Source organism: Caulobacter sp. 602-1, from assembly GCF_003931565.1.
In the GTDB taxonomy this organism is placed as follows: Bacteria; Pseudomonadota; Alphaproteobacteria; order Caulobacterales; family Caulobacteraceae; genus Caulobacter.
The window spans coordinates 265,214-285,533 of record NZ_RRYI01000003.1 but is presented as its reverse complement, the minus strand read 5'-3'; the positions used below and the strand labels follow the sequence as shown (position 1 = coordinate 285,533).

The following is a 20,320-nucleotide window of genomic DNA, read 5'->3' as shown; positions in this document are numbered from 1 at the left end:
ATGGCCTACGACGTGCTCGACGTGAAGCCCATGACCCGCCGGATCGGCGCGGAGATCTTCGGCGTCGACCTGGGCAAGCCGCTCTCGAACCGTCAGTTCGAAGAGATCCACCAGGCCCTGACCCAGCACCAGGTGATCTTTTTCCGCGACCAGGAGATGTCGCACGACGCCCACAAGGACTTCGGCCGCAAGTTCGGGAACCTGGCCATCCACTCGGGCGTGCCGGGCCTGCCCGACCACCCCGAGATCGTCGCCATCCACGCCGACGCCAATTCCAAGTTCGTGGCGGGCGAGAACTGGCACTCGGACCTGACCTGCGATCCCGAGCCGCCGCTGGGCAGCATCCTCTACATGAAGGTCCTGCCCGACGACGGCGGCGACACCTGCTTCGCCAGCATGTACTGGGCCTATGATACCCTGTCGGACCGGATGAAGGCCTATCTGGAAGGCCTGTCGGCGGTGCACGACGCCAATCCCGTCTACAAGGCGATCTTTCCGGACATCGACCGTAAGTACAATTGCTCCACCCACCCGGTCGTGCGCACCCACCCGGTCAGCGGCCGCAAGAGTCTGTTCGTCAATCCGTCCTACACGACCCACATCGCCGGCCTGTCCAAAGCCGAGAGCAACGCGATCCTGAACTTCCTCTACCAGCACGCCAGCAATCCGGACTTTCAGGTGCGCTTCCGCTGGAAGCCGAACTCGGTCGCCTTCTGGGACAACCGCTGCACCTGGCACCAGGCGATCTGGGACTATTTCCCCGACACCCGCACGGGCTATCGGGTGACGATCGCCGGCGACAAGCCGGTTTGAGCGTTCTTCTGCTGGGCGCGGCCGGCGGTATCGGCTCGGCGCTCCGGGAGGGGCTGGCCGGCCGCTACGGCCTGATGCGACTGGCCGACATCGCGCCGCTGTCGGTGGCGGGCCCGGGCGAGGAGATCGTGCGGGTCGACCTGCTGGATCTCGACGGTCTGGTCGCCGCCATGGCCGGGATCGACTGCGTCGTCCACATGGCCGGCGTGCCCGTCGAGCCCGAGACCAACGCCTGGGCGCGGGTGCTGCCGGCCAACATTGTCGGCGTCCACAACCTGTTCGAGGCCGCTCGGATCGCGGGCGTGAAGCGGGTGCTGTTCGCCTCGTCGCATCACGCGGCCGGTTTCCATCGGCGCGAGACGCCGACCGCCGAAACGCTGGTCCCGCGCCCAGACAGCTACTACGGCGTCAGCAAGGTGTTCGGCGAGGCGATGGGCCGGATGTACGCCGACAAGTTCGGCCTGCAGGTGCTCTCCCTGCGCATCGGCGCCTATCGCGAGCGGCCGGCGGACGCGCGCCAATTGGCCGTGTGGATCAGCCCGCGCGACATGGTCGAACTGGTCCGTTGCGGGATCGAGGCGCCCGATTTCGGCTACGCGACCGTCTACGGCGTGTCGGCCAATACGCGGACCTTCTGGGACAATTCGGCGGTCGCCTTCCTGGGCTATGAACCCCGCGACAACGCCGAGGACTGGGCGGAGGCGGTCATCGCCTCCAGCCCGCCCGAAGCCTCGGCCGCAGCCCCGTTCCAGGGCGGCTGGTACTGCGCCAAGGACTTCGTCGGCGATCCCAGGCGCGTCGACTGACTATTCCCGCGTGAAATCCGCCGGCACTTGCGGATCCGGACCCGCCTTGCCCCACAACACGATCTCGTTGCCCCAGGGGTCGCGGAAGGCGTGGTTGTAGCCGTTGAACTCCTTCCAGTAGTGGTTCTTCCACAGCACGGTCGCGCCCAGGTCCTCGGCGGTCCCGAGGATGCGGTCGGCGCTGTCGTCGTCGCTGATCAGCACCCAGACGCGTGGCTTGCGGCCTTCGGTGCTCAGCGCGCGGGGTTCGACGCCTTCGGGCTCTGGATGGGGGCGGGCGTTCGCGGCCTTGAAGATCCCCAGGTGCAGGTTGCCGATCTCGCTGTCGGTCCCGTCGGGCTTCTTAAAGAAGCCGCCCGGCACCATGCGGTGATAGACGCCCTCGGGGCGGGCGTCGTTCTGCCAGCCGAACACCTTGGCGTAGAACTCGCCGGCTTCGGACGGGTCTTCGGAGGCCAGGTCGACGAAGATCAGGGTGTTGGTCAAGGCGTGCGCTCGCGTTCGGGTTTCAGGCGTCAAAGCTGGTGGAGAGGCTCAGGGTCTTCCAGGCCTCGATATCGGCGGCCAGGCCCTGGGCGGCGTAGCCGGCGTATTTCAGGGCGTCCTCGCCCAGCAGCAGGTGCATCGGCGGGTCCTCGACATCGGCGATCGTCAGGATCGCCTTAGCGGCCTTGGACGGGTCGCCGGGTTCCTGGCCGGCGTGGTCGGCCATGATCCGCTCGGCGTCGCGGGCCAGGCCGTCATAGTCGGAGAGCTTGTCGGCCACGATGACCTTGGAGCCCGTGGCGAAGTCCGTGCGCAGCCCGCCGGGGGCGACATTGACCACCTTGATTCCCAGATCGGCGACCTCCTGGGCCAGGGTTTGGGTCAGGCCTTCCAACGCCCATTTGCTGGCGCAGTAGACGCCCGTGCCGGCCCAGACGGCCAGGCCCGAGACCGAGGTGATGTTGATGATCCGGCCCGCGCGACGCGCGCGCATGGCGGGCAGGACGGCCTTCAGGACCGCAAGAGGTCCGAAGACGTTGACCTCGAACTGGGCGCGAACCTCGTCCAGGGACGCCTCTTCGACCGCCCCGACCAGGCCATAGCCGGCGTTGTTGACCAGCACGTCGAGGGTCCCGGTCACGCTCTCGGCCTTGGCGACAGCGGCGGCTATGGCCGCCGTGTCGGTGACGTCCATGACGACGCCATGGGCGCGGCCGGGCGCCAGGGCTTCGAACGCGGCGACGGCCTCGGGCCTGCGCATCGCGCCGACGACGATATCGCCCCGCTCCAGAGCGGCTCGGGCGATTTCTCGGCCCAGACCGCCGGAAACGCCGGTGATCATCCAGGTCTTGGTCATGCCAACTCCACCGAAAGGGGGATCAGTAAGGCTTGTCGCCCTTCACCCAAAGGCGGTGCATGGTCCGGATGTACTTGGTGTCGTCGTACAGCGTGCCGGTGTGCAGGGTGCAGCGGTTGTCCCACATCAGCAGGTCGCCGACCCGCCATTTGTGGCGATAGACGAACCGCTCCTCGGTCATGAACTCGACCAGCTCGTCCAGCAGGGCCAGGCCCGCGGGGCCGGGCATGCCGATCACCTCGGTCACCGTGCCGGTCGAGGGCCACAGCGCCTTGCGGCCGTCGGCGGGGTGGGTGCGGATCAGCGGGTGCTCGACGTCGGGATTGGCCGCTTCCAGTTCGGGCGACAGGGTCTGCTGCTGGCCGAACTGGCGGGTGGCCATGAAGTGCTTGTAGCTGTGGTGCAGCCGCAGGCCCTCCAGCATGGCCTGCTTGTCGGCGGGCAGGGCGTTCCAGGCCGCGCAACCGTCGGCCAGCAGGGTGTCGGAACCTTCGTCAGGCACCTCCACCGCGTAGAGCATGGTCAGCATGACCGGCTCGGGCTTGTAGCTGTAGTCGGTGTGCCAGCCCACGCCGTCGTTGTGGGCGCCGATCGGCTGGCCGTCCACCAGGCGGTTGCTGAGGATGAAGATCTTCGGATAGCCCGGCAGGGTGAAGCGGGTCTGGGTGTGGTCCTCCGGATCGCCGAACCGTCCGATGAAGCGCATCAGGTCGTCGGGCGTCATCTTCTGGTCGCGCAGGGCGATGGCGCCATGGCGGTGGAAGGTGTCGACGACCTGGTCGAGGGCCGCGTCGGGGGCGGAGGCCAGATCGATGCCGGAGATCTCGGCCCCGAAGCCCGGCTTCAGGTCCTTGATGGCGATGTCTGCGGTCGGCGTCATGGCGTCCTCCGTGGGCGATGTCCACGAGATGACCCTAGGCGCGGCGAGGGTGGCGGTCTTGTCTCAACGCGCACGACAGCTTTCTTGCCGGGGCCAGGTGTGACCCCGGATTGGGCGCCGGAGGCGTCGCCGGGGCGCCGAGCGCCCGCAAACTCGGCGTCGCGCCGTGGAGGGCGGTTGCTGACCAACTCTTCGTGCGCGCTGAGGCAAGACCGGCTCACGGTGCGGACCTAGCGTGATGGTCGACTTCCGCCCTTGCAGAGCGCTTCACAATGAGCCCGCGGCCGCCCCTTCTTAGCGACGTCTTCTTCGAGGGTCTTTCCCGCTCGATGCGGAACGTCGACACCGCCGAGACCCTGCCGCCCGCCTGCTATGTCGACGCCGACTTCTACGAGTTCGAGAAGGAGGCGCTGTTCAATCACGAATGGCTGTGCGTGGGCCGCGTCGACTGGGTGAAAGAGCCCGGCGACTTCTTCACGACGCGGATCATCGGCGAGCCGATCATCGTCACGCGCAACCGCGACAACCAGATCAAGGCGATGTCGGCGGTCTGCCAGCACCGCGCCATGCTGGTGGCCGAGGGCCGAGGCAATACGCGCGGCTTCGTCTGCCCCTATCACCACTGGGTCTATTCGCTGAACGGCGACCTGGTGAACGCCCCGGCCATGGAGCGGACCTGCGACTTCGACAAAAAGGCCATCAAGCTCCCGACCTTCAAGGTCGAGGTCTGGCTCGGCTTCATCTTCATCAACTTCGACGCCGAGGCCCCGCCGCTGACGCCGCGCCTGACGGCCGTAGAGGCGGCGGTGGCCAACTACGACCTTTCGAACGCCGATGGCCTCTCCCCGCCGATGACCGGTCAGTTCGCCTGGAACTGGAAGGTCATGTTCGAGAACAACAACGACGGCTACCACGCCAGCAAGCTACACCGGGGCCCGTTGCACGACTTCATCCCGAGCGAGCTGTGCAGCTTCCCCGAGGCGGGCGAGGGCGACGCCGGCTTCCTGCGCTACAACGGCACCCTGCACGCCGACGCCAGCTTCAACCCAACGCAGAAGGCGGTGTTGCCGGTGTTCCCGAACCTGACGGACGAGGACCGCAACCGCGCCACCTTCGCCAACATCCCGCCGACGCTGTCGCTGGTGATGACCAGCGACATGGTCATCTACCTGATCCTGCGTCCGACCGGTCCCGAGACCATGGAGCAGGACACGGGAATCCTCGTGGCCCCCGGCGCCACGGAGAGCCCCGGTTTCGAGGAGCGCCTCGAGATGATCATGACCTCGGCCGGCAAGATCATCGCCCAGGACATGCATGTCGACGAGCTGGTCCAGCAGGGCCTGCGCTCGCGCTTCGCCATCCGCGGCCGCTACTCGTGGCAGGAGGGCGCGCAGGTGCAGTTCAACCGCTGGCTCACGCCGCGCTACCAGAAGGCCTGGGCCGCCCTGAAAGCCGGCGACGCGCCTGCCCCGGCCAATACGGAGGCCGCCGCGTGAGCCGTCTGCCCGTCATCTTCTTCGGTCACGGCAGCCCGATGATCGCGCTGGAGACCAACGACACCACGCGGGCCTGGAAGGCCATGGGCGACGCGGTCGGAAAGCCCAAGGCGATCCTCTGCGTCTCGGCCCACTGGCTGACGCGCGGGGTCGCGGTGACGGCCATGACTAGGCCGCGCACCATCCACGACTTCGGGGCGTCCTTTCCCAAGGCGTTGTTCGACCAGCAATATCCGGCGCCCGGCTCGCCCGAGCTGGCCGCGCGGGTGCGCGAGGTCCTCAGTCCTACGCCTGTAGCCCTGGACGAGAGTGGCTGGGGCCTGGACCACGGAACCTGGTCGGTGCTGGGCAAGGCGTTCCCGGACGCCGACGTGCCGGTGGTGCAGCTCAGCATGGACGCGACCAAGCCGCCGGCCTGGCACTTCGAGATCGGCCAGCGCCTGGCGCCCCTGCGCGACGAGGGCGTGCTGATTGTCGGCACCGGCAACATCGTCCACAACCTGCCGGCCATGGACTGGGGCGACCGGAACTGCGCGCCCTACGACTGGTCGCAGCGGTTCAATGACTACATCAAGACCGCCATCGCCGAGGACGCCCCGCAGCGCGCCGTCGACTTCGAGAGCCAGGGCCAGGACGCCAAGCGCTCCGTGCCGACGCCCGACCACTACTGGCCGCTGCTGTACGTGCTGGGCGCGCGCCTGCCCGGTGACGTCCCGACCTTCGCCCCCGACCATATCGAGCACGGCTCGCTGAGCATGACCTCGGTCACGCTCTCCACCCCCCATTTGGCCAGCGTCTGAGGACCGAGACCCGATGCCCTTCATCTGTGAACCCGGCCAGACCCGTCCCGACGTCATTCCCGGCGCCCTGCACACCCTGAAGGCCACGCCCCAGACGGTGCACTGGGGCTATTTCGATCCGTCGACCCCGCCGTCGCTGCGGATCAAGAGCGGCGACCTCGTTCAGGCCGAGGCCATCACCCACCACGCCGGCGACGCGCCTGAGTTGATGATGGACGAAGGCGTCACCCGGATCTTCAAGGAGATCCCCGAGGAAGACCGCAACCCGGGCGTCCACATCATGACGGGGCCCATCCATGTCGAAGGCGCCAAGCCTGGGGACGTGCTGGAGGTGCGCTACCTGCGCATGGTTCCGCGCAACAACTACGGCTCCAACCTCGCGGCCAACTGGGGCTATCTCTACAAGGAGTTCGGCGAGAAGGAGCGGGTGACGATCTACGAGCTGGATCCGAACACCAACACCGCCAGCGCCCTCTACGCCTACGACTTCGAGGGCAAGTACCTGATCCCGGGCACGATCACCCATTGTCCCGAGTGCGACCGCCAACCAGCCCTGAAGGGGATCCGGATTCCGGCCCGGCCGCACCTGGGCACCGCGGGCGTGGCGCCCGCCGTCGACGGCCGCGTCAGCACCATCCCGCCCGGCGAGCACGGCGGCAACATCGACAACTGGCGCATCGGGGCGGGGGCCACGATGTACTACACGGTGCAGGTCGATGGCGGGCTGTTCTCGATCGGCGACCCGCATGTCAGCCAGGGCGACGGCGAGCTGTCCGGCACGGCCATCGAGAGCTCGCTGAACGTCCTGATGCAGATCGTGCTGCGCAAGGACATCCAGACGCCCGGTCCGCTGCTGGAGACCCCCAAGTGGTGGATCGTCCACGGCTTCAACGAAGACCTGAACCTGGCCATGCGCGACGCCTCGACCAAGATGCTGAGCCTGCTCAGCGACCAGGTCGGCCTGTCCAAGAACGACGCCTATTCGCTGATGAGCGTGGCGGCCGACTTCGGGGTCACCCAGGTGGTCGACGGCACCCAAGGCTGCCACGTCAGGATCCCGCGCGACATCTTTCCAAAGCTCAAGGCATAGACCCATGAAGGCCTGGTCGTTCAGCACCGAAAGCCATCCCCGCGCCGAGCGCGCGGAGGCCTGGCGCGAGGCGATGAGCCGCCTGGGCCTGCCGATCGAGGGACTGTCGGACAACGAGCCTGCGGCGGCGTCGGTCGTCTGCCTGACCTCGCCGCTGGGGATCGAATTCGCTCTGGTCGAGGCCGGCGCCCAGACGATCGCCGGCCGCCTCACGGCGCAGCCGGCGGCGATCTGGCTGGCGGTCCTGCTGCATGGCGAAGCCACGCTGGTCACCGACGAGCTGGCGGTCAGCGTCGGGGCGGGCGACATCGCCTTCGGCCCGACGGGACAGGCGGCGGCCTTGCGGCTCGACACCCGCTCGCGGCTCCTGTTCGTGCGCGCGCCACGCGTGGCGCTGGACCACCGGCTGATCCGGCCCTTCAACCTGCGGGTCGGCTGGCTGGACGGATCCAAGGGCGTGCCGCGCATCCTCTCGAGCCTGCTGCGCGCGACCGCCGAGGAACTGGAGAACCTTTCCGTCGACCAACTGCGGCCGGTGGACCTGGCCTTTACGGAGTTTCTCGCGCAATGCCTGCTCGAGCAGGGGGCGGCGGTCTCCGACGCCTATGAGACGACGACCCCGACCGCGCACCTGCAGCGACTTTGCCAGACCATCGAGACCTTGTTGCCCGACGCCGAGCTGTCGCTGCGGCGTGTCGCGGACGAGGAGGGGGTCTCGCCACGCTACGTGCAAAAGCTGTTCGCCTCGGCCAACGAGACCTTCAGCCACTATCTGCGATCGCGCCGGCTGGAGCGGTGCCGGATCGATCTCGCCAGCCCACAGCACGCCCGGCTGTCGATCTCGGAGATCTGCTTCCGCTGGGGCTTCAACGGCTCGGCCCACTTCAGCCGGGCCTTTCGCGAGCAGTACGGCCTGTCGCCTCGCGAGTTCAGGCAGGGCCGCGGTCATGCCGACGCCGAGGCCTTGAACTGAGGTCGCCGCCGCCAAAGTGCTCCCGCTTTGACCTTGATCAAGGGATGCGCGCATAAGGTTGGGTTTCATCATTCCCGGGCGATCGAGCTTCGCTCTTGGACGCTCAGGGCGAGGCCGCGGTGTCGGATCACAAGTTTGATTGGGCGCTTGACGAACTCTGGTCTCGCCGCCTGCCCGCGCCGCCATCGCCGGCGGCCCAACCCAGCGGCTTCGCGGGCGCGCGACTGAGTTTCGAGGAAGCGGAAGTCTCGCTCCGGGCCGCCGCCGACCGCCTGGCGCTTCCCCAGCCTCGGCTGGGCGGCGACGAATTCAACGTTCTGGCGATCTCGGGCGGCGCGGCGGGCGGAGCCTATGGCGCCGGCGCCTTGGTGGGTCTTGGCCAGGCCGGATGCCGTCCCCGGTTCGACATCGTCACCGGGGTGAGCACGGGCGCCCTGATCGCGCCGTTCGCCTTTCTGGGCCCCGCGTGGGACGAGCGGCTTAAGGAGGCCTATACCGGAGGGCGGGCGGCCGAACAGTTCCGGTGGACGGCGCTCGCGGGCGTGCTCCAGGGTGGGCTGCTGAGCGCCGAGAGCCTTGATGGTTTGATCGCTCCGTTCATCGACGAGGCTCTGGTCGACGCCGTCGCCGCGGAACATGGCCGCGACCGCCGCCTGCTGATCGCCACCACCGATCTCGACAGCCAGCGTCCGTCCATCTGGGACATGGGCGAGATCGCGCGCCGGGGCGGATCCTCCGCCGTGGAGATGTTCCGGCTGGTTCTCGCCGCCTCGGCCAGCCTGCCGGGCCTGTTTCCGCCGCGGCTGATCCACTGCGAAGCGGACGGCCAGTTCTTCGACGAACTGCACGTCGACGGCGGCGTCACCACGCCGCTGTTCATCCTGCCCGAAGCCCTGCTGCATTGGCTGCGGGTCGGCCGGCGACTGCGGCGCGGTCGCGTCCACGTCCTCATCAACACGGTGATCGATCCATCGCCGCGCACGACATCACCGAGTCTGCCGGGCGTCCTGATCCGCAGCTTCGACACGATGCTACGGGTCTCCTATCGTCAGGCGCTGAATGTCGCGACCACGTTCTGCATAGGCAACAACATCCCCTTGAGCGTCGCCTCGATCCCCGCCCGCCCTGCCGCGACCGCCAACGGCTCCATGCTCGACTTCGACACCGAAGCCATGAAAGCCTCCTTCGAGGCCGGCCGAGCGGCCGCCGCGAAGGCGGACTTCTGGAAAAACCCCGCGGTGCGTCTGGAGCCATGGGAAGAGTTCCTCAACGCGCTGTGACGCTTCCGCGCTCGGCGAAGCGCGCGCCAGCGATGAGGAGGATCGGCCTCGCCTTGCGGGCCGTAGCTCCGCCGCTTTCCGCCGAGGTTCGCCTCCGGTAGGATTTTCAAGCCGGTTGAACATCGATTAGAGAAGCTTGGCCTCTGGGCAGGAAATCTCCATTTCAATTCCCATCATTTCGATAGGAATTCTAATCCCGCAAACGCGGCGCGTTCTCCCGGCGTCGACAATGGGGATAGACCAGTGATCAAGCGTCTTCTTATCGGAACCGCCGCTGGCGCCCTAGGCGCGGCTTTCGCGGGCTCCGCCTGGGCTCAGGCCGGCGTTCAGGCATCCGGCGACGCCGCCGTGGAGCAGGTGATCGTCACCGCGCAGCGCCGCGAGCAATCGGCCCAGGACGTGGGCGTGGCCCTGTCCGTGATCTCCGGCGAGCAGCTGGTCGCGCGCGGCGTGGCCACGGTGAACCAGTTGCAGTACGCCACGCCGAGCCTGGAGATCACGCCCCAGTTCGGTAGCGGCCAGCCCAGCTTCCGCCTGCGCGGCGTCGGCTTCGATGACTACGCCTCGAACAACTCCTCGACCGTCGGCGTCAGCGTCGACGAGGTGGCCTATCCGATCCAGGCCCAGACCCAGGGCCTGCTGTTCGACATCGCCCGCGTGGAAGTGCTGCGCGGGCCGCAGGGCACTCTGTACGGCCGCAACACGACCGGCGGCGCGATCAACTTCATCACCAACCGGCCGACCCCGTCGCTGTCGGCCGGCTTGACCGCGGAGTACGACAACAACGATGAATTCAAGGCCGAAGGCCATGTGTCCGGACCGCTCGGCGACACGCTCAGCGGTCGCCTGGCCTTCGTCACCGACCAGGGCGGCGCCTGGCAGAAGAACCGCGCCACGGGTCAGAAGCTGGGCGACAAGGACACCAGCTCGGTGCGCGGCCAACTGGCCTGGACGCCGAACGACAAGGCTGACGTCCTGCTCAGCATCCATGCCGGCTACGACAAGTCCGAGCCGACCGGACTCTATCTGTTCAATCCTCTGGGCTATAACGCCAGCCTGCCGACCATCCCCGCCGACGCCAGCCGCAAGAACACCGGCTGGGGCGGCTCGGCCGCCTTCGCGACGCTGACCGGCATCGCCGCGAACGCCAAGCCATTCCATGACACCAAGAGCAGCGGCGTCTCCCTGCGCGCCCACGGCGAGACCGGGGGTGTCGACCTGGTGTCGATCACCGCGTACGAGAAGCTGCGCCGCAAGGAATATAACGACTGGGACGCCTCCCAGTACGCCTATGCCGGGACCTATTTCGATACCGACGCCAAGGTGTTCTCACAGGAGCTGCGGGCCTCGTCGAAGACCGAAGGCCCGCTGCAATGGCTGGTCGGCGGCTACTATTCGCGCGAGACCATCGATGAGGCCTTCTATTCGGACTTCTACCAGTCGCTGCTGTTCGACACGCGCACGACCTACAGCCAGAAGGTCCGATCGGCCTCGCTGTTCGGCCAGCTGGAATACGCGCTCAGCGACAGGCTGAAACTGGTGGCCGGCCTGCGTGGCGAGGATGAAAAGCGCCAGCAGTTCGACTTCGTCACTGCCGGCGTCTTCGCCCCCGGCGCGCCGCCGACCAACTTCAGCCCGACCGACGACAAGTCGCTGAAGAACAAGGCGGTGACCGGCAAGCTGGCCCTGGAGTACAAGCCGGTCGACGGCGTGTTGCTCTATGCCAGCGTCAGCAAGGGCACGAAGTCGGGCGGCTTCACCTCTTACAATCGCGGCGACGCCGCGGCCGTCGACGGCTTCAAGCCCGAGACCCTGTGGGCCTACGAGACCGGGTTCAAGTCCAGCTTCGCGGCCAACACCGTCCAGCTGAACGGCTCGGTGTTCTATTACGACTACAAGGACCAGCAGGTTCAGTCGGCGATCTACGACATCAACAACGGCCCGATCGGGGCCATCGTCAACGCTCAGAAGTCGCACATCTACGGCGGTGAGCTGGAGCTGACCTGGCGCCCGGTCCCGGATCTCCGGATCGGCCAGTCGCTGGGCTACAAGACCGGCAAGTTCGACAAATACACGAACGATCTGGATATCCCGGCCAGCGTCGCGGCAGGCCACGCCGTTTATATCTCGCGCACCGGGGCCAAGGTCGGCTTCCCACCGCTCAGCTACGGCGGCGACGTGTCCTATACCTGGGCCGTCGGCGACTATGAGGTCGAGGCGCAGGGCAACTACGCCTTCCACGACAAGACCAAGCCGCTGCTGCTGGGGTCGCGCTACGATGTCGACTCCTACTGGCTGGCCAACGCCAGCGTGACCCTGTCGCCGGCCAGGGGACCGTGGGCGTTGACCGCCTTCGCGCGCAACGTCTTCAACACCAGGTACGACCTGACGCGGAACTTCTTCCTGCCGCTGATCGACGTCGCCGCGCCGGGGCGGCCGGCGACCTATGGCGTCCGCGCCCAGTATCGCTTCTAGTTCAGCACCCGCCCGCCCAGGAGCCTCGAACGATGTTGAAGACCCTGTTGCTGATCCTGGGCGGCCTTGCTGTCGTGGTCGTCCTCATAGGCTTCGTCGGCTGGCTGCTGCTGCGCGGCCCCGACATCCCCTACGAGACGCTCGAGGCCAGATACGCGACCAAGGCCTCGCGCTACGCCGACCTGCCCGGCGGCGTGCGCCTGCACTACAAGGACGAAGGCAAGGCCGACGGGCCGCTGCTCGTTTTGGTTCACGGCTTCGGCGACTCGCATTTCTCGTGGGAGGGCTGGGTCGCCCGGCTCGGCGATCGCTACCGGATCATCACCGTGGACTTGCCGGGTCACGGCCTGACCCGCGCGCCGGACGGCTATGTCGCCTCGGCCGATGGCTTCGCCGATCTGGTCGACGCCCTGGCGGCCAAGGAGAACCTTCCCAAGTTCGCCATCGCCGGCAATTCGATGGGCGGCGGCGTGGCCTGGCAGGTCGCGGTGCGCCATCCGGACCGCGTCAACGGTCTGATCCTGGTCGACGCCGCCGGCTGGCCCTCCACGAGCCTGAAGAAGCCGCCCCTGGCCTTCAAGCTGCTGAAGTATTCGTGGGGCCGCGCCTTCCTGCGCTCGATCGACAACAAGCCTCTGATCCGCTCGGGTCTGCGCGGCGAGGTCGGGGATCCGGCCGTGATCACCGACGCCTTCATCGATCGCTGGGCCGAGCTGCAGCGCGCCCCGGGCCACCGCGCCATCCTGATGTCGATCCAGCCCGGCAAGCACAGCCAGGCGACCCGGGAGATCCTCTCGACCATCAAGGCTCCGACCCTGGTTCTGTGGGGCGAGATCGATCCGCTGATCGAGGTCGCCGGCGCCCACAGGTTCGCGGAGGCCATCCCTGGCGCGAAGCTGATCGTCTATCCGAAGGTCGGCCATCTGCCGCAGGTCGAGATCCCGCAGCGCTCGGCCGACGATACGGCCGCCTTCCTCGCCGAGGCTGGCGTCCGCTAGAGTAGCCTTATGCATAGCGACTATCTCGGCAATCCGGTGAGCCCGACGTCCGACACCGCCCTGGCGGCGATCGACACCTTCGTCGACGGCTTCCTCAGCTACGAGACCCAGGCGGCCGAGGTCATCGGCGCGGCCGAGGCGCATCCGGATAGCGTGCTGCTGAACGCCTATGCCGCGACGCTGTGGCTGCTGCTCGAAGCGCCCGAGGCGGCCGAGCGCGCCGCGCCCTACCTGGCCCGCGCCCGGGCGGCGGTGGGCCAGGCCCATCCGCGCGAACAGGCCTTCGTCGCGTTCGTGACGGCGTGGTCGGCCGAAGACATCCCCGGCGCCCTGGCCATCGCCGACACGATCCTGGCGGCCTGGCCGCGCGACCTGCTGGCGCTGAAGCTCTCGCAGTATCACGCGTTCAACCGGGGTGACTTCCCGGCCATGCTGCGGGCGGCCAGCGCCGTCCTGCCCGCCGCCGGGGACGTGGCGCAGCTGCATGGCATGTTGGCCTTCGCCTATGAGCAATGCCACCTGCTGGACGAGGCCGAAGCCGCCGCGCGGCGCGCGCTGGACCTTAAGCGTAAGGAGCCCTGGGCCCAGCACGCCCTGGCCCACGTGATGCTGACCCAAGGCCGCGTCGCCGAGGGCGTCGCGTTTCTGGAAGGCGTTCGCGACACCTGGACCGGCCTCAACTCGTTCATGGATACCCACCTGTGGTGGCACCTGGCCTTGTTCTATCTCAGCCAGGGCCGGCTCGACGCGGCGCTGGCCGCTTATGACGACCACGTCTGGGGGCAGGAGAAGGACTATTCCCAGGACCAGATCGGGGCGGTGTCGCTGCTGGCCCGGCTGGAGCTGGCTGGCGTCGACGTCGGCGACCGCTGGGACGACGTGGCCGATCGCCTGGCCGCGCGCGCCGACGATGTGGTCCAGCCGTTCCTGACCTTGCAGTACCTCTACGGCCTGGCCCGCGCCGGTCGGCCGCAGGCCGATGCCCTGCTGGCCGCCGTGCGCCGCGCGGCGCTGGACGCCCCCGACCATGTCCGCGAGACTTGGCGTGAGGTGGCCTTGCCCGTCGCCGAGGGGCTGGTCGCCCATACGCGGGGCGACTATCCGAGCGCCCTGCGTGGCCTGCGCGCCGCCTTGCCGCGCCTGGCCGAGATCGGCGGCAGCCACGCCCAGCGCGATCTCTTCGAGCAATTGATCCTCGACGCCCTGATCCGGGCCGACCGCCTGTCGGAAGCTCAGCAGGCGCTGGAGCTGCGGCGCGGCTTCGATCCCGACGGCGTCCCGCTGAACCGCGCCCTGGCCCAGGTCTATGACCGCCTGGGCCTGCCCGCCGAGGCCGCCAAGGCCCGGGCGCGCATCGCGTGAAGTTCCGCGCCGTTCTCGGTCTGGCGGCCGCCTGCCTGCTGGCCCTCGCGCCGGCGGCGCAGGCCACGCCCAAGGACACGCTGACGGTCGCGCTGCAGCTGGAGCCGCCCAACCTCGACCCCACATCCGGCGCGGCGGTGGCGACCGACGAGGTCGTCTACGGCAACGTCTTCGAAGGCCTTGTCCGCCTCGACGCGCAAGGGACGGTCAAGCCGTTGCTGGCGACCTGGTGGGAGGTGTCGCCCGACGGCCTGACCTACACTTTCCACCTCCGCGACGGCGTGCGGTTCCAGGACGGGACACCCTTCGACGCAACCATCGTCAAGTTCAGTCTGGAGCGCGCGCTCGGCCCGGCTTCGACCAATGTCCAGAAACAGGCGCTGAGCGTGATCCGTCAGGTCGAGGCCGTCGACCCGCGCACGGTGCGCCTGCGTCTCTCAAGCCCCGACAGCAACCTGCTCTACACCCTGGCCTGGGGCGACAGCGTGATGGTCTCGCCCAAGTCGGCAGGGAGTCTCGCCACCGCCCCGGTGGGCACCGGCCCGTTCAGGTTCGCCAGCTGGCGACGCGGCGACACGGTGACCCTGGTCCGCGACGACGGCTACTGGGGTCAGCCCGCCAAGCTGCGCCAGGTGAAGTTCAAGTTCATCGCCGATCCGGCGGCGGCCTATGCGGCGATCAAGACCCACGAGGTCGACGCCTTCCCCGACTATCCGGCGCCGGAAAACCTGGCTCAGCTGCGCGCCGATCCGGCCCTGAAGGTGGTCACCGCCTCCAGCGAGGGCGAGGTGATTCTGGCGATAAACAACCGCGCCGGCCCGCTGGCCGACCTGCGGGTGCGCCGCGCCCTGCAATACGCCCTGGACCGTCGGGCGATCATCGACGGGGCGATGTACGGCTACGGCACGCCGATCGGCAGCCACTTCCCGCCGCAGAACGCCGCTTACGTGGACCTCACGGGCCTCTACCCGCACGACGTCGCCAAGGCCAAGGTGCTGCTCGCCGAAGCAGGCTATCCCAACGGCCTCGACCTGACCCTGAAGCTGCCGCCGCCCAACTACGCCCGCCGTAGCGGCGAAATCGTCGCCGCCCAGCTGGCCCAGGCCGGTGTCCGCGTGAAGATCGAGAACATCGAGTGGGCCCAGTGGCTGGACCAGGTCTATGGCCGCCACGCCTTCGACCTGACCATCGTCAGCCATGCCGAGCCGATGGACTACGCCATCTATGACAAGGCCGACTACTATTTCGGCTATCATAGCGAAGCCTTCCACGGCCTGATGGAGGCCCTGAAGGGCGCGACGGACGAGGGCCAGCGGGCGGCGATCCTGGGCCAGATCCAGCGCCGGATCGCCGAGGACGCGGTCAACGGTTTCCTGTTCCAGTTCCCGCGTCTGGGCGTGTTCGACGCGCGACTGAAGGACTTCTGGGTCAACTCGCCGACCCAGAACATCGACCTGCGCGCGGCCTCGTTCGACGGCGTCGGCGGGGCGGAAGCCATCGCCAGCGACAAGGCCGGTCCGGCTGGGGCGATCGTCGGGGCCGTGCTGGCGTTCGCCTTGGTCGGGGGCCTGATCCTGCTCGCTGTCCGTTTCGGCGCGGCCTATCTGGGCGGCCGGGCGGCGGTGATGGTCCTGACCCTGCTGGTCGCCAGCATCGTGGTCTTCGCCATCATCCAGGTCGCGCCGGGAGATCCGGCCGCGTACATGCTGGGCCTCAACGCCAGCCCCGAGGCGGTGGCCAACCTGCGCCAGCAGATGGGGCTGGAAGGTTCGGCCGCGCAGCGCTACTTCGACTGGCTGCTGGGCATGCTGCGTGGCGACCTGGGCGTCAGCTACACCTACCAGACCCCGGTCGCGGCCCTGGTCGCCGAGCGGATCGGCGTCTCGCTGCCCCTGGCCACGCTGGCCCTGATCCTGTCGGTTGTGGTCGGCGCGCCGATCGGAGCCCTGGCCGCCGCCCGGCGGGGCAAGGCCGCCGACGCCCTGGTCATGGGCCTGACCCAGGTGGGCGTCGCCATCCCCAACTTCTGGTTCGCCGTGCTGCTGGTCATGGTGTTCTCCATCGGTCTGCGCTGGGTGTCGGCTGGCGGCTTTCCCGGCTGGGACGCGGGCCTGGTCCCGGCGCTGAAAGCCCTGGCCCTGCCGGCCATCGCCCTGGCCGCGCCGCAAGCCGCGATCATCGCCCGCGTCACCCGCTCGGCCCTGATCGACACCCTGGCCGAGGACTATATGCGCACCGCTCGCGCCAAGGGGCTCACCGCCAGCCAGGCGCTGTGGCGGCACGGCCTGCCCAACGCCCTCATCCCCGTCCTGACTATCCTGGGCCTACAGTTCCCGTTCCTGCTGGCCGGCGGGGTGATCATCGAGAACGTGTTCTTCCTGCCGGGTCTGGGGCGTCTGGTCCTGCAGGCCATCACCCAGCGCGACCTGATCGTCGTGCAGGGCGTGGTCATGCTGCTGGTCTTCGCCGTGGTGACGACCAACTTCCTGGTCGACGTGGCCTATGTGCTGGTCGATCCCCGCCTGCGGAGGCGCGGATCATGAGCCGTTCTCGCCTTTCCGCCACGCTCATCGTCGGCGGCGTGATCAGCGTTCTGTTCGTCGTCGCCGCGCTGCTCTCGCTGGTCTGGACGCCCTACGACGTGACGGCCTTCGACATCGGTCACCGGCTGCAAGGCCCCTCCGCCGCCCACTGGCTTGGCCTGGATCACTTTGGTCGCGACATCGCCTCGATGATCCTGCTGGGCGCGCGCAACGCGCTGTCCGTCTCGCTGGTGGCGGTATTGCTGGGGGCGGGCGTCGGCGCGCCGCTGGGCCTGCTGGCCGCCGCCCGTCGGGGCTGGATCGACGAACTGGTCATGCGCGCCTCGGACGTGGTCTTCGCCTTCCCCGCCCTGATCCTGGCGATCCTGATCACCGCCGTCCTGGGGCCCGGCGCGATCAACGCCGTGATCGCCATCGGCGTCTTCAACGTGCCCGTGTTCGCCCGGCTGACCCGAGGTTCGGCGCTGAGTCTGTGGACCCGCGACTACGTCCTGGCCGCCCGCGCGGCCGGCAAGGGCGCGACGCGGATCTCGCTGGAGCACATCGTTCCCGGGTTGCTCAGTGTGCTGATCGTTCAGGCGACCCTGCAGTTCTCGCTGGGCGTCATCGCCGAGGCGGGGCTTTCGTATGTCGGTCTCGGCGCCCAGCCGCCAGCCGCTAGCTGGGGCAAGATGCTGGCCGACGCCCAGACCCTGGTCGCGGTCGCGCCGCTGCAGGCGATCTTCCCCGGCCTGGCCATCGTCATCACCGTGTTGGGCCTGAACCTGCTGGGTGACGGCCTGCGTGACCGTCTCGATCCGCGCTTGGACGAGGACCGCTAGATGGCCCTGCTCGAGATCCAGGACCTGAAGCTGACGATCGGCGACGCGCCGATCCTGCGCGGCCTGTCGCTGAACCTGGAGGCCGGCCAGGTGCTGGGCGTTGTCGGCGAGTCCGGCTCGGGCAAGTCCATGACCGCCCTCTCGATCCTGGGCCTGCCGCCGCGCGGCGCGGCGATGGAGGGCGCGGTCCGGTTCGAGGGCCGTGACCTTGTCGGTCTGCCCGACGGCGAACTGTCGCGCCTGCGCGGCGACCGCATCGGCATGGTGTTCCAGGAGCCGATGACGGCCCTGAATCCGGTGATGACGATCGGCGCTCAGGTCGCCGAGGTCGCGCGCCTGCATCGCGGGGCCTCCCGCGCCGAGGCCAGGGCGGCGGCGCGCCGGACGCTGGATCGCGTGGGCCTGGCCGACATCCCCCTGACCCGCTATCCGCACGAGCTGTCGGGCGGCCAGCGTCAGCGGGTCGCGATCGCCATCGCCGTCGCGCTCTCGCCCCGCCTGCTGATCGCTGACGAGCCGACCACGGCGCTGGACGTCACCACCCAGGCCGAGATTCTCGAGCTGCTGCGCCACCTGGTGCGCGAGGATGGCGCGGCCCTGATCCTGATCAGCCACGATCTGGCCCTGGTGGCTGAGGCCGCCGACCATGTCGCGGTGATGAAGGATGGCAAGATCGTCGAGCAGGGCGACACCGGCGCCGTCTTCAAGGCCTTGGCGCACCCGTATACCCGCGCCCTGGCCGCCGACGCCGAGCGGATGCCGATCAGGACCCGGGCGCCGGACATCCAGGCCGCGCCGATCCTGGAGGCGCGCGGCGTGGTCCGCGACTATCCCGGCCGGCGCGGCTTTCTCCGCGCCGGCCGGCCCGTGCGTGCGCTGCAGGGCGTCTCCCTGGAGATCCGTCCGGGCGAGATCGTCGGCCTGGTCGGTGAGTCCGGCAGCGGCAAGTCGACGCTGCTGCGCGCTCTGCTGGCCCTGGACTCGATCCAGGGCGGCGAGGTGCTTCTGGCTGGCGCGCCGTTCACGCCGGCCTCGCCGCGCCGCCGGCGACGCGCCATCCAGCTGGTCTTCCAGGACCCGAGCGGCAGTCTCGATCCGCGCTGGACGGTCGAGCGGCTGGTGGCCGAGCCTCTGCACCTGCTGGAAGCGAAGCTCTCGCCCCCGGCGCGCCGCGCCAAGGTCGAGGCCGCGCTGGCCAAGGTCGGCCTGCCGGCGCAGGCCGCCGATCGCTATCCGCACCAGTTCAGCGGCGGACAGCGCCAGCGCATCGCCATCGCCCGCGCTCTGATCGTCGAGCCCGAGGTCATCGCCCTGGACGAGGCGGTGTCGGCCCTCGACGTCACCGTCCGCGCCGAGGTGCTGGACCTGCTGGCCCGGCTCTCAGACGACCTGGGCGTGGCCTATCTGTTCGTGACCCACGACATGGGCGTGGCGCGCGGCCTGACCGACCGGGTGCTGGTCATGCGCGAGGGCCAGATCGTCGAGACCGGACCGACCGCCGAGGTGTTCGCGGCGCCTAAACATCCGTATACGGCGCAATTGATCGCCGCGACGCCGAATCTGGCCCGAGCGCTGGCCGCCCGCCGCTAGCCGCGCGCGGCGTGGACCCCTCGGGCGATGGCGCGGGCCACGCAATCCCCGGCCGCCGAGCCCAGTCGCGCCAGGCGATGCGCGCGCGCCTCCGTTCCGAGCGCCACCGCTCCCGAGGCGGCCGCGAACACCACGTCGCCGTCGAACGGCGTGTGGGCAGGGCGCACGGCGCGCGACAGGCCGTCCTGGGCCATCATCGCCAGGCGCTTGCACTCGCCAGCGGTCAGGTCGGCGTTCACCGCCACGACGGCCAGGGTGGTGTTCGCGCCTGGCGTCAGGCGGCCCTGGCCCGCCAGTCGCGACTCGTCCGGCATGGGCTCGACCGCCCCGGCCGGTCCCGTGGGAACACGGCCGCCGAACTCGCCGTCGATCTCGAACGGCCAGGCCCAGAAGGTCTCGCCGTCAGGCATGAGCACCGAGCCCACAGGGTTTACGGCGACCAGCGCCCCGACCGTCAGACCGTCGCCCAGGTCCAGCGAGGCCGAGCCTAGGCCGCCTTGGACCAGGCCAGCTCGCGCGCCGCGTCCGGCCCCGACCGCGCCCAACGCGAAGGCTTCGCCGGCCGTTTCAAAGGCCGCCTGGCCCAGACGCCGATAGGGCGGATCCAGCGCCCAGCCCTTGTCGCCGCCATTGGCCAGGTCGTAGAGCACGGCCCCGGCCACGATCGGGGTCCGGGGCGTGTCCGGTCGCAACAGGAAGCCCTCGCCCGCTTGCGACAGGGCGGCGGTCACGGCGTCGGCGGCGGCCAGGCCGAAGACCGATCCGCCGCTGAAGGTCAGGGCGTGCAGCCTGGAGTAACCGTTCTCGGGCGACAGGGCCGCGGTCTCACGCACGCCCGGCCCGCCGCCGCGCACGTCGACGCCGGCTATCCAGCCCCCCGGGAAGCGCACGACGGTCACGCCGCTACGCGCCGCCTCGTCCGTGGCGTTGCCGACCGTCAGGCCGGGCACATCGGTGAGCAGATTGCGCGGACCGGGTCTAAGCAAGGCGATGTCCTTCCAAGGATTCGCCGGCACTCTAGCGAAGCCGCCCCCGCCGGGCCTAGTCTTCC

At 68.9% G+C, this 20,320-nt stretch carries 17 protein-coding genes; 13 read left to right on the top strand and 4 right to left on the bottom strand.

Going from position 1 to position 20,320, the window contains the following annotated elements:
- Together EIK80_RS10300 and EIK80_RS10295 are read left to right on the top strand one after the other, a co-directional pair.
- Nucleotides 1-813: a TauD/TfdA family dioxygenase gene (locus EIK80_RS10300; RefSeq protein ID WP_125156895.1), complete on the top strand. Its 813-nt coding sequence runs from the start codon at nt 1-3 to the stop codon at nt 811-813.
- Nucleotides 810-1,619 (top strand): NAD(P)-dependent oxidoreductase, encoded by an 810-nt coding sequence (locus EIK80_RS10295; RefSeq protein WP_125156894.1) that lies wholly within the window; start codon nt 810-812, stop codon nt 1,617-1,619. The genes EIK80_RS10300 and EIK80_RS10295 overlap by 4 nt, the downstream gene beginning before the upstream one ends.
- Here EIK80_RS10295 and EIK80_RS10290 read toward each other — a convergent pair whose 3' ends face one another.
- The 3 genes from EIK80_RS10290 to EIK80_RS10280 are packed head-to-tail and all read right to left on the bottom strand — an operon-like array spanning nt 1,620 to nt 3,841.
- Entirely contained in the window at nt 1,620-2,105 is a 486-nt protein-coding gene (locus EIK80_RS10290) for a VOC family protein (protein ID WP_125156893.1), read from the bottom strand.
- Between the two features lie 22 nt (nt 2,106-2,127).
- A complete protein-coding gene (locus tag EIK80_RS10285) occupies nt 2,128-2,961 on the bottom strand; it encodes an oxidoreductase (RefSeq protein WP_125156892.1) in 834 nt (277 codons plus the stop codon).
- A 22-nt stretch (nt 2,962-2,983) separates the two neighbouring features.
- Nucleotides 2,984-3,841, bottom strand: coding sequence for a TauD/TfdA family dioxygenase (locus EIK80_RS10280; RefSeq protein WP_125156891.1), 858 nt, complete (start codon nt 3,839-3,841; stop codon nt 2,984-2,986).
- Between the two features lie 272 nt (nt 3,842-4,113).
- Between EIK80_RS10280 and EIK80_RS10275 the strand changes: the two genes are divergently transcribed.
- The 11 genes from EIK80_RS10275 to EIK80_RS10225 all read left to right on the top strand — a co-directional run bounded on the left by EIK80_RS10275 (nt 4,114) and on the right by EIK80_RS10225 (nt 19,269).
- Nucleotides 4,114-5,337, top strand: a complete 1,224-nt coding sequence (locus tag EIK80_RS10275) for an aromatic ring-hydroxylating dioxygenase subunit alpha (protein WP_199743441.1) — start codon at nt 4,114-4,116, stop codon at nt 5,335-5,337.
- Nucleotides 5,334-6,137, top strand: coding sequence for a 4,5-DOPA dioxygenase extradiol (gene ygiD / locus EIK80_RS10270; protein ID WP_125156890.1), 804 nt, complete (start codon nt 5,334-5,336; stop codon nt 6,135-6,137). The genes EIK80_RS10275 and ygiD overlap by 4 nt, the downstream gene beginning before the upstream one ends.
- Nucleotides 6,138-6,150: 13 nt before the next feature.
- Nucleotides 6,151-7,227, top strand: a complete 1,077-nt coding sequence (locus tag EIK80_RS10265) for an acetamidase/formamidase family protein (RefSeq protein ID WP_125156889.1) — start codon at nt 6,151-6,153, stop codon at nt 7,225-7,227.
- A gap of 4 nt (nt 7,228-7,231) precedes the next feature.
- Nucleotides 7,232-8,200, top strand: coding sequence for an AraC family transcriptional regulator (locus EIK80_RS10260; RefSeq protein ID WP_125156888.1), 969 nt, complete (start codon nt 7,232-7,234; stop codon nt 8,198-8,200).
- Between the two features lie 119 nt (nt 8,201-8,319).
- Entirely contained in the window at nt 8,320-9,480 is a 1,161-nt protein-coding gene (locus EIK80_RS10255) for a patatin-like phospholipase family protein (protein ID WP_125156887.1), read from the top strand.
- A gap of 243 nt (nt 9,481-9,723) precedes the next feature.
- Nucleotides 9,724-11,955 carry a TonB-dependent receptor gene (locus tag EIK80_RS10250; protein ID WP_125156886.1) on the top strand — a complete coding sequence of 744 codons (2,232 nt, stop codon included), beginning with the start codon at nt 9,724-9,726 and terminating at the stop codon, nt 11,953-11,955.
- A 32-nt stretch (nt 11,956-11,987) separates the two neighbouring features.
- On the top strand, nt 11,988-12,953 hold the full coding sequence (locus tag EIK80_RS10245) for an alpha/beta fold hydrolase (protein ID WP_125156885.1): 966 nt from the start codon (nt 11,988-11,990) through the stop codon (nt 12,951-12,953).
- Between the two features lie 9 nt (nt 12,954-12,962).
- On the top strand, nt 12,963-14,315 hold the full coding sequence (locus EIK80_RS10240) for a tetratricopeptide repeat protein (RefSeq protein ID WP_125156884.1): 1,353 nt from the start codon (nt 12,963-12,965) through the stop codon (nt 14,313-14,315).
- Nucleotides 14,312-16,858 (top strand): ABC transporter substrate-binding protein, encoded by a 2,547-nt coding sequence (locus EIK80_RS10235; protein WP_125156883.1) that lies wholly within the window; start codon nt 14,312-14,314, stop codon nt 16,856-16,858. Before EIK80_RS10240 ends, EIK80_RS10235 begins: the two co-directional genes overlap by 4 nt.
- Nucleotides 16,855-17,679, top strand: a complete 825-nt coding sequence (locus tag EIK80_RS10230) for an ABC transporter permease (RefSeq protein WP_125156882.1) — start codon at nt 16,855-16,857, stop codon at nt 17,677-17,679. The genes EIK80_RS10235 and EIK80_RS10230 overlap by 4 nt, the downstream gene beginning before the upstream one ends.
- Complete coding sequence (locus tag EIK80_RS10225) at nt 17,680-19,269, top strand: ABC transporter ATP-binding protein (protein ID WP_125156881.1); 1,590 nt, start codon at nt 17,680-17,682, stop codon at nt 19,267-19,269. It begins immediately after the preceding gene.
- Here EIK80_RS10225 and EIK80_RS10220 read toward each other — a convergent pair.
- Nucleotides 19,266-20,255 (bottom strand): P1 family peptidase, encoded by a 990-nt coding sequence (locus EIK80_RS10220; protein WP_125156880.1) that lies wholly within the window; start codon nt 20,253-20,255, stop codon nt 19,266-19,268. The genes EIK80_RS10225 and EIK80_RS10220 overlap by 4 nt on opposite strands.
- Nucleotides 20,256-20,320: the final 65 nt, after the last annotated feature.

What these genes read in the sequence shown, in the direction of transcription:
- EIK80_RS10300 (WP_125156895.1), top strand. Translation starts at nt 1, where the DNA reads ATGGCCTACGACGTGCTCGACGTGAAGCCCATGACCCGCCGGATCGGC.
- EIK80_RS10285 (WP_125156892.1), bottom strand. Translation starts at nt 2,961, where the DNA reads ATGACCAAGACCTGGATGATCACCGGCGTTTCCGGCGGTCTGGGCCGA.
- EIK80_RS10280 (WP_125156891.1), bottom strand. Translation starts at nt 3,841, where the DNA reads ATGACGCCGACCGCAGACATCGCCATCAAGGACCTGAAGCCGGGCTTC.
- EIK80_RS10275 (WP_199743441.1), top strand. Translation starts at nt 4,114, where the DNA reads ATGAGCCCGCGGCCGCCCCTTCTTAGCGACGTCTTCTTCGAGGGTCTT.
- EIK80_RS10265 (WP_125156889.1), top strand. Translation starts at nt 6,151, where the DNA reads ATGCCCTTCATCTGTGAACCCGGCCAGACCCGTCCCGACGTCATTCCC.
- EIK80_RS10260 (WP_125156888.1), top strand. Translation starts at nt 7,232, where the DNA reads ATGAAGGCCTGGTCGTTCAGCACCGAAAGCCATCCCCGCGCCGAGCGC.
- EIK80_RS10245 (WP_125156885.1), top strand. Translation starts at nt 11,988, where the DNA reads ATGTTGAAGACCCTGTTGCTGATCCTGGGCGGCCTTGCTGTCGTGGTC.
- EIK80_RS10240 (WP_125156884.1), top strand. Translation starts at nt 12,963, where the DNA reads ATGCATAGCGACTATCTCGGCAATCCGGTGAGCCCGACGTCCGACACC.
- EIK80_RS10230 (WP_125156882.1), top strand. Translation starts at nt 16,855, where the DNA reads ATGAGCCGTTCTCGCCTTTCCGCCACGCTCATCGTCGGCGGCGTGATC.
- EIK80_RS10225 (WP_125156881.1), top strand. Translation starts at nt 17,680, where the DNA reads ATGGCCCTGCTCGAGATCCAGGACCTGAAGCTGACGATCGGCGACGCG.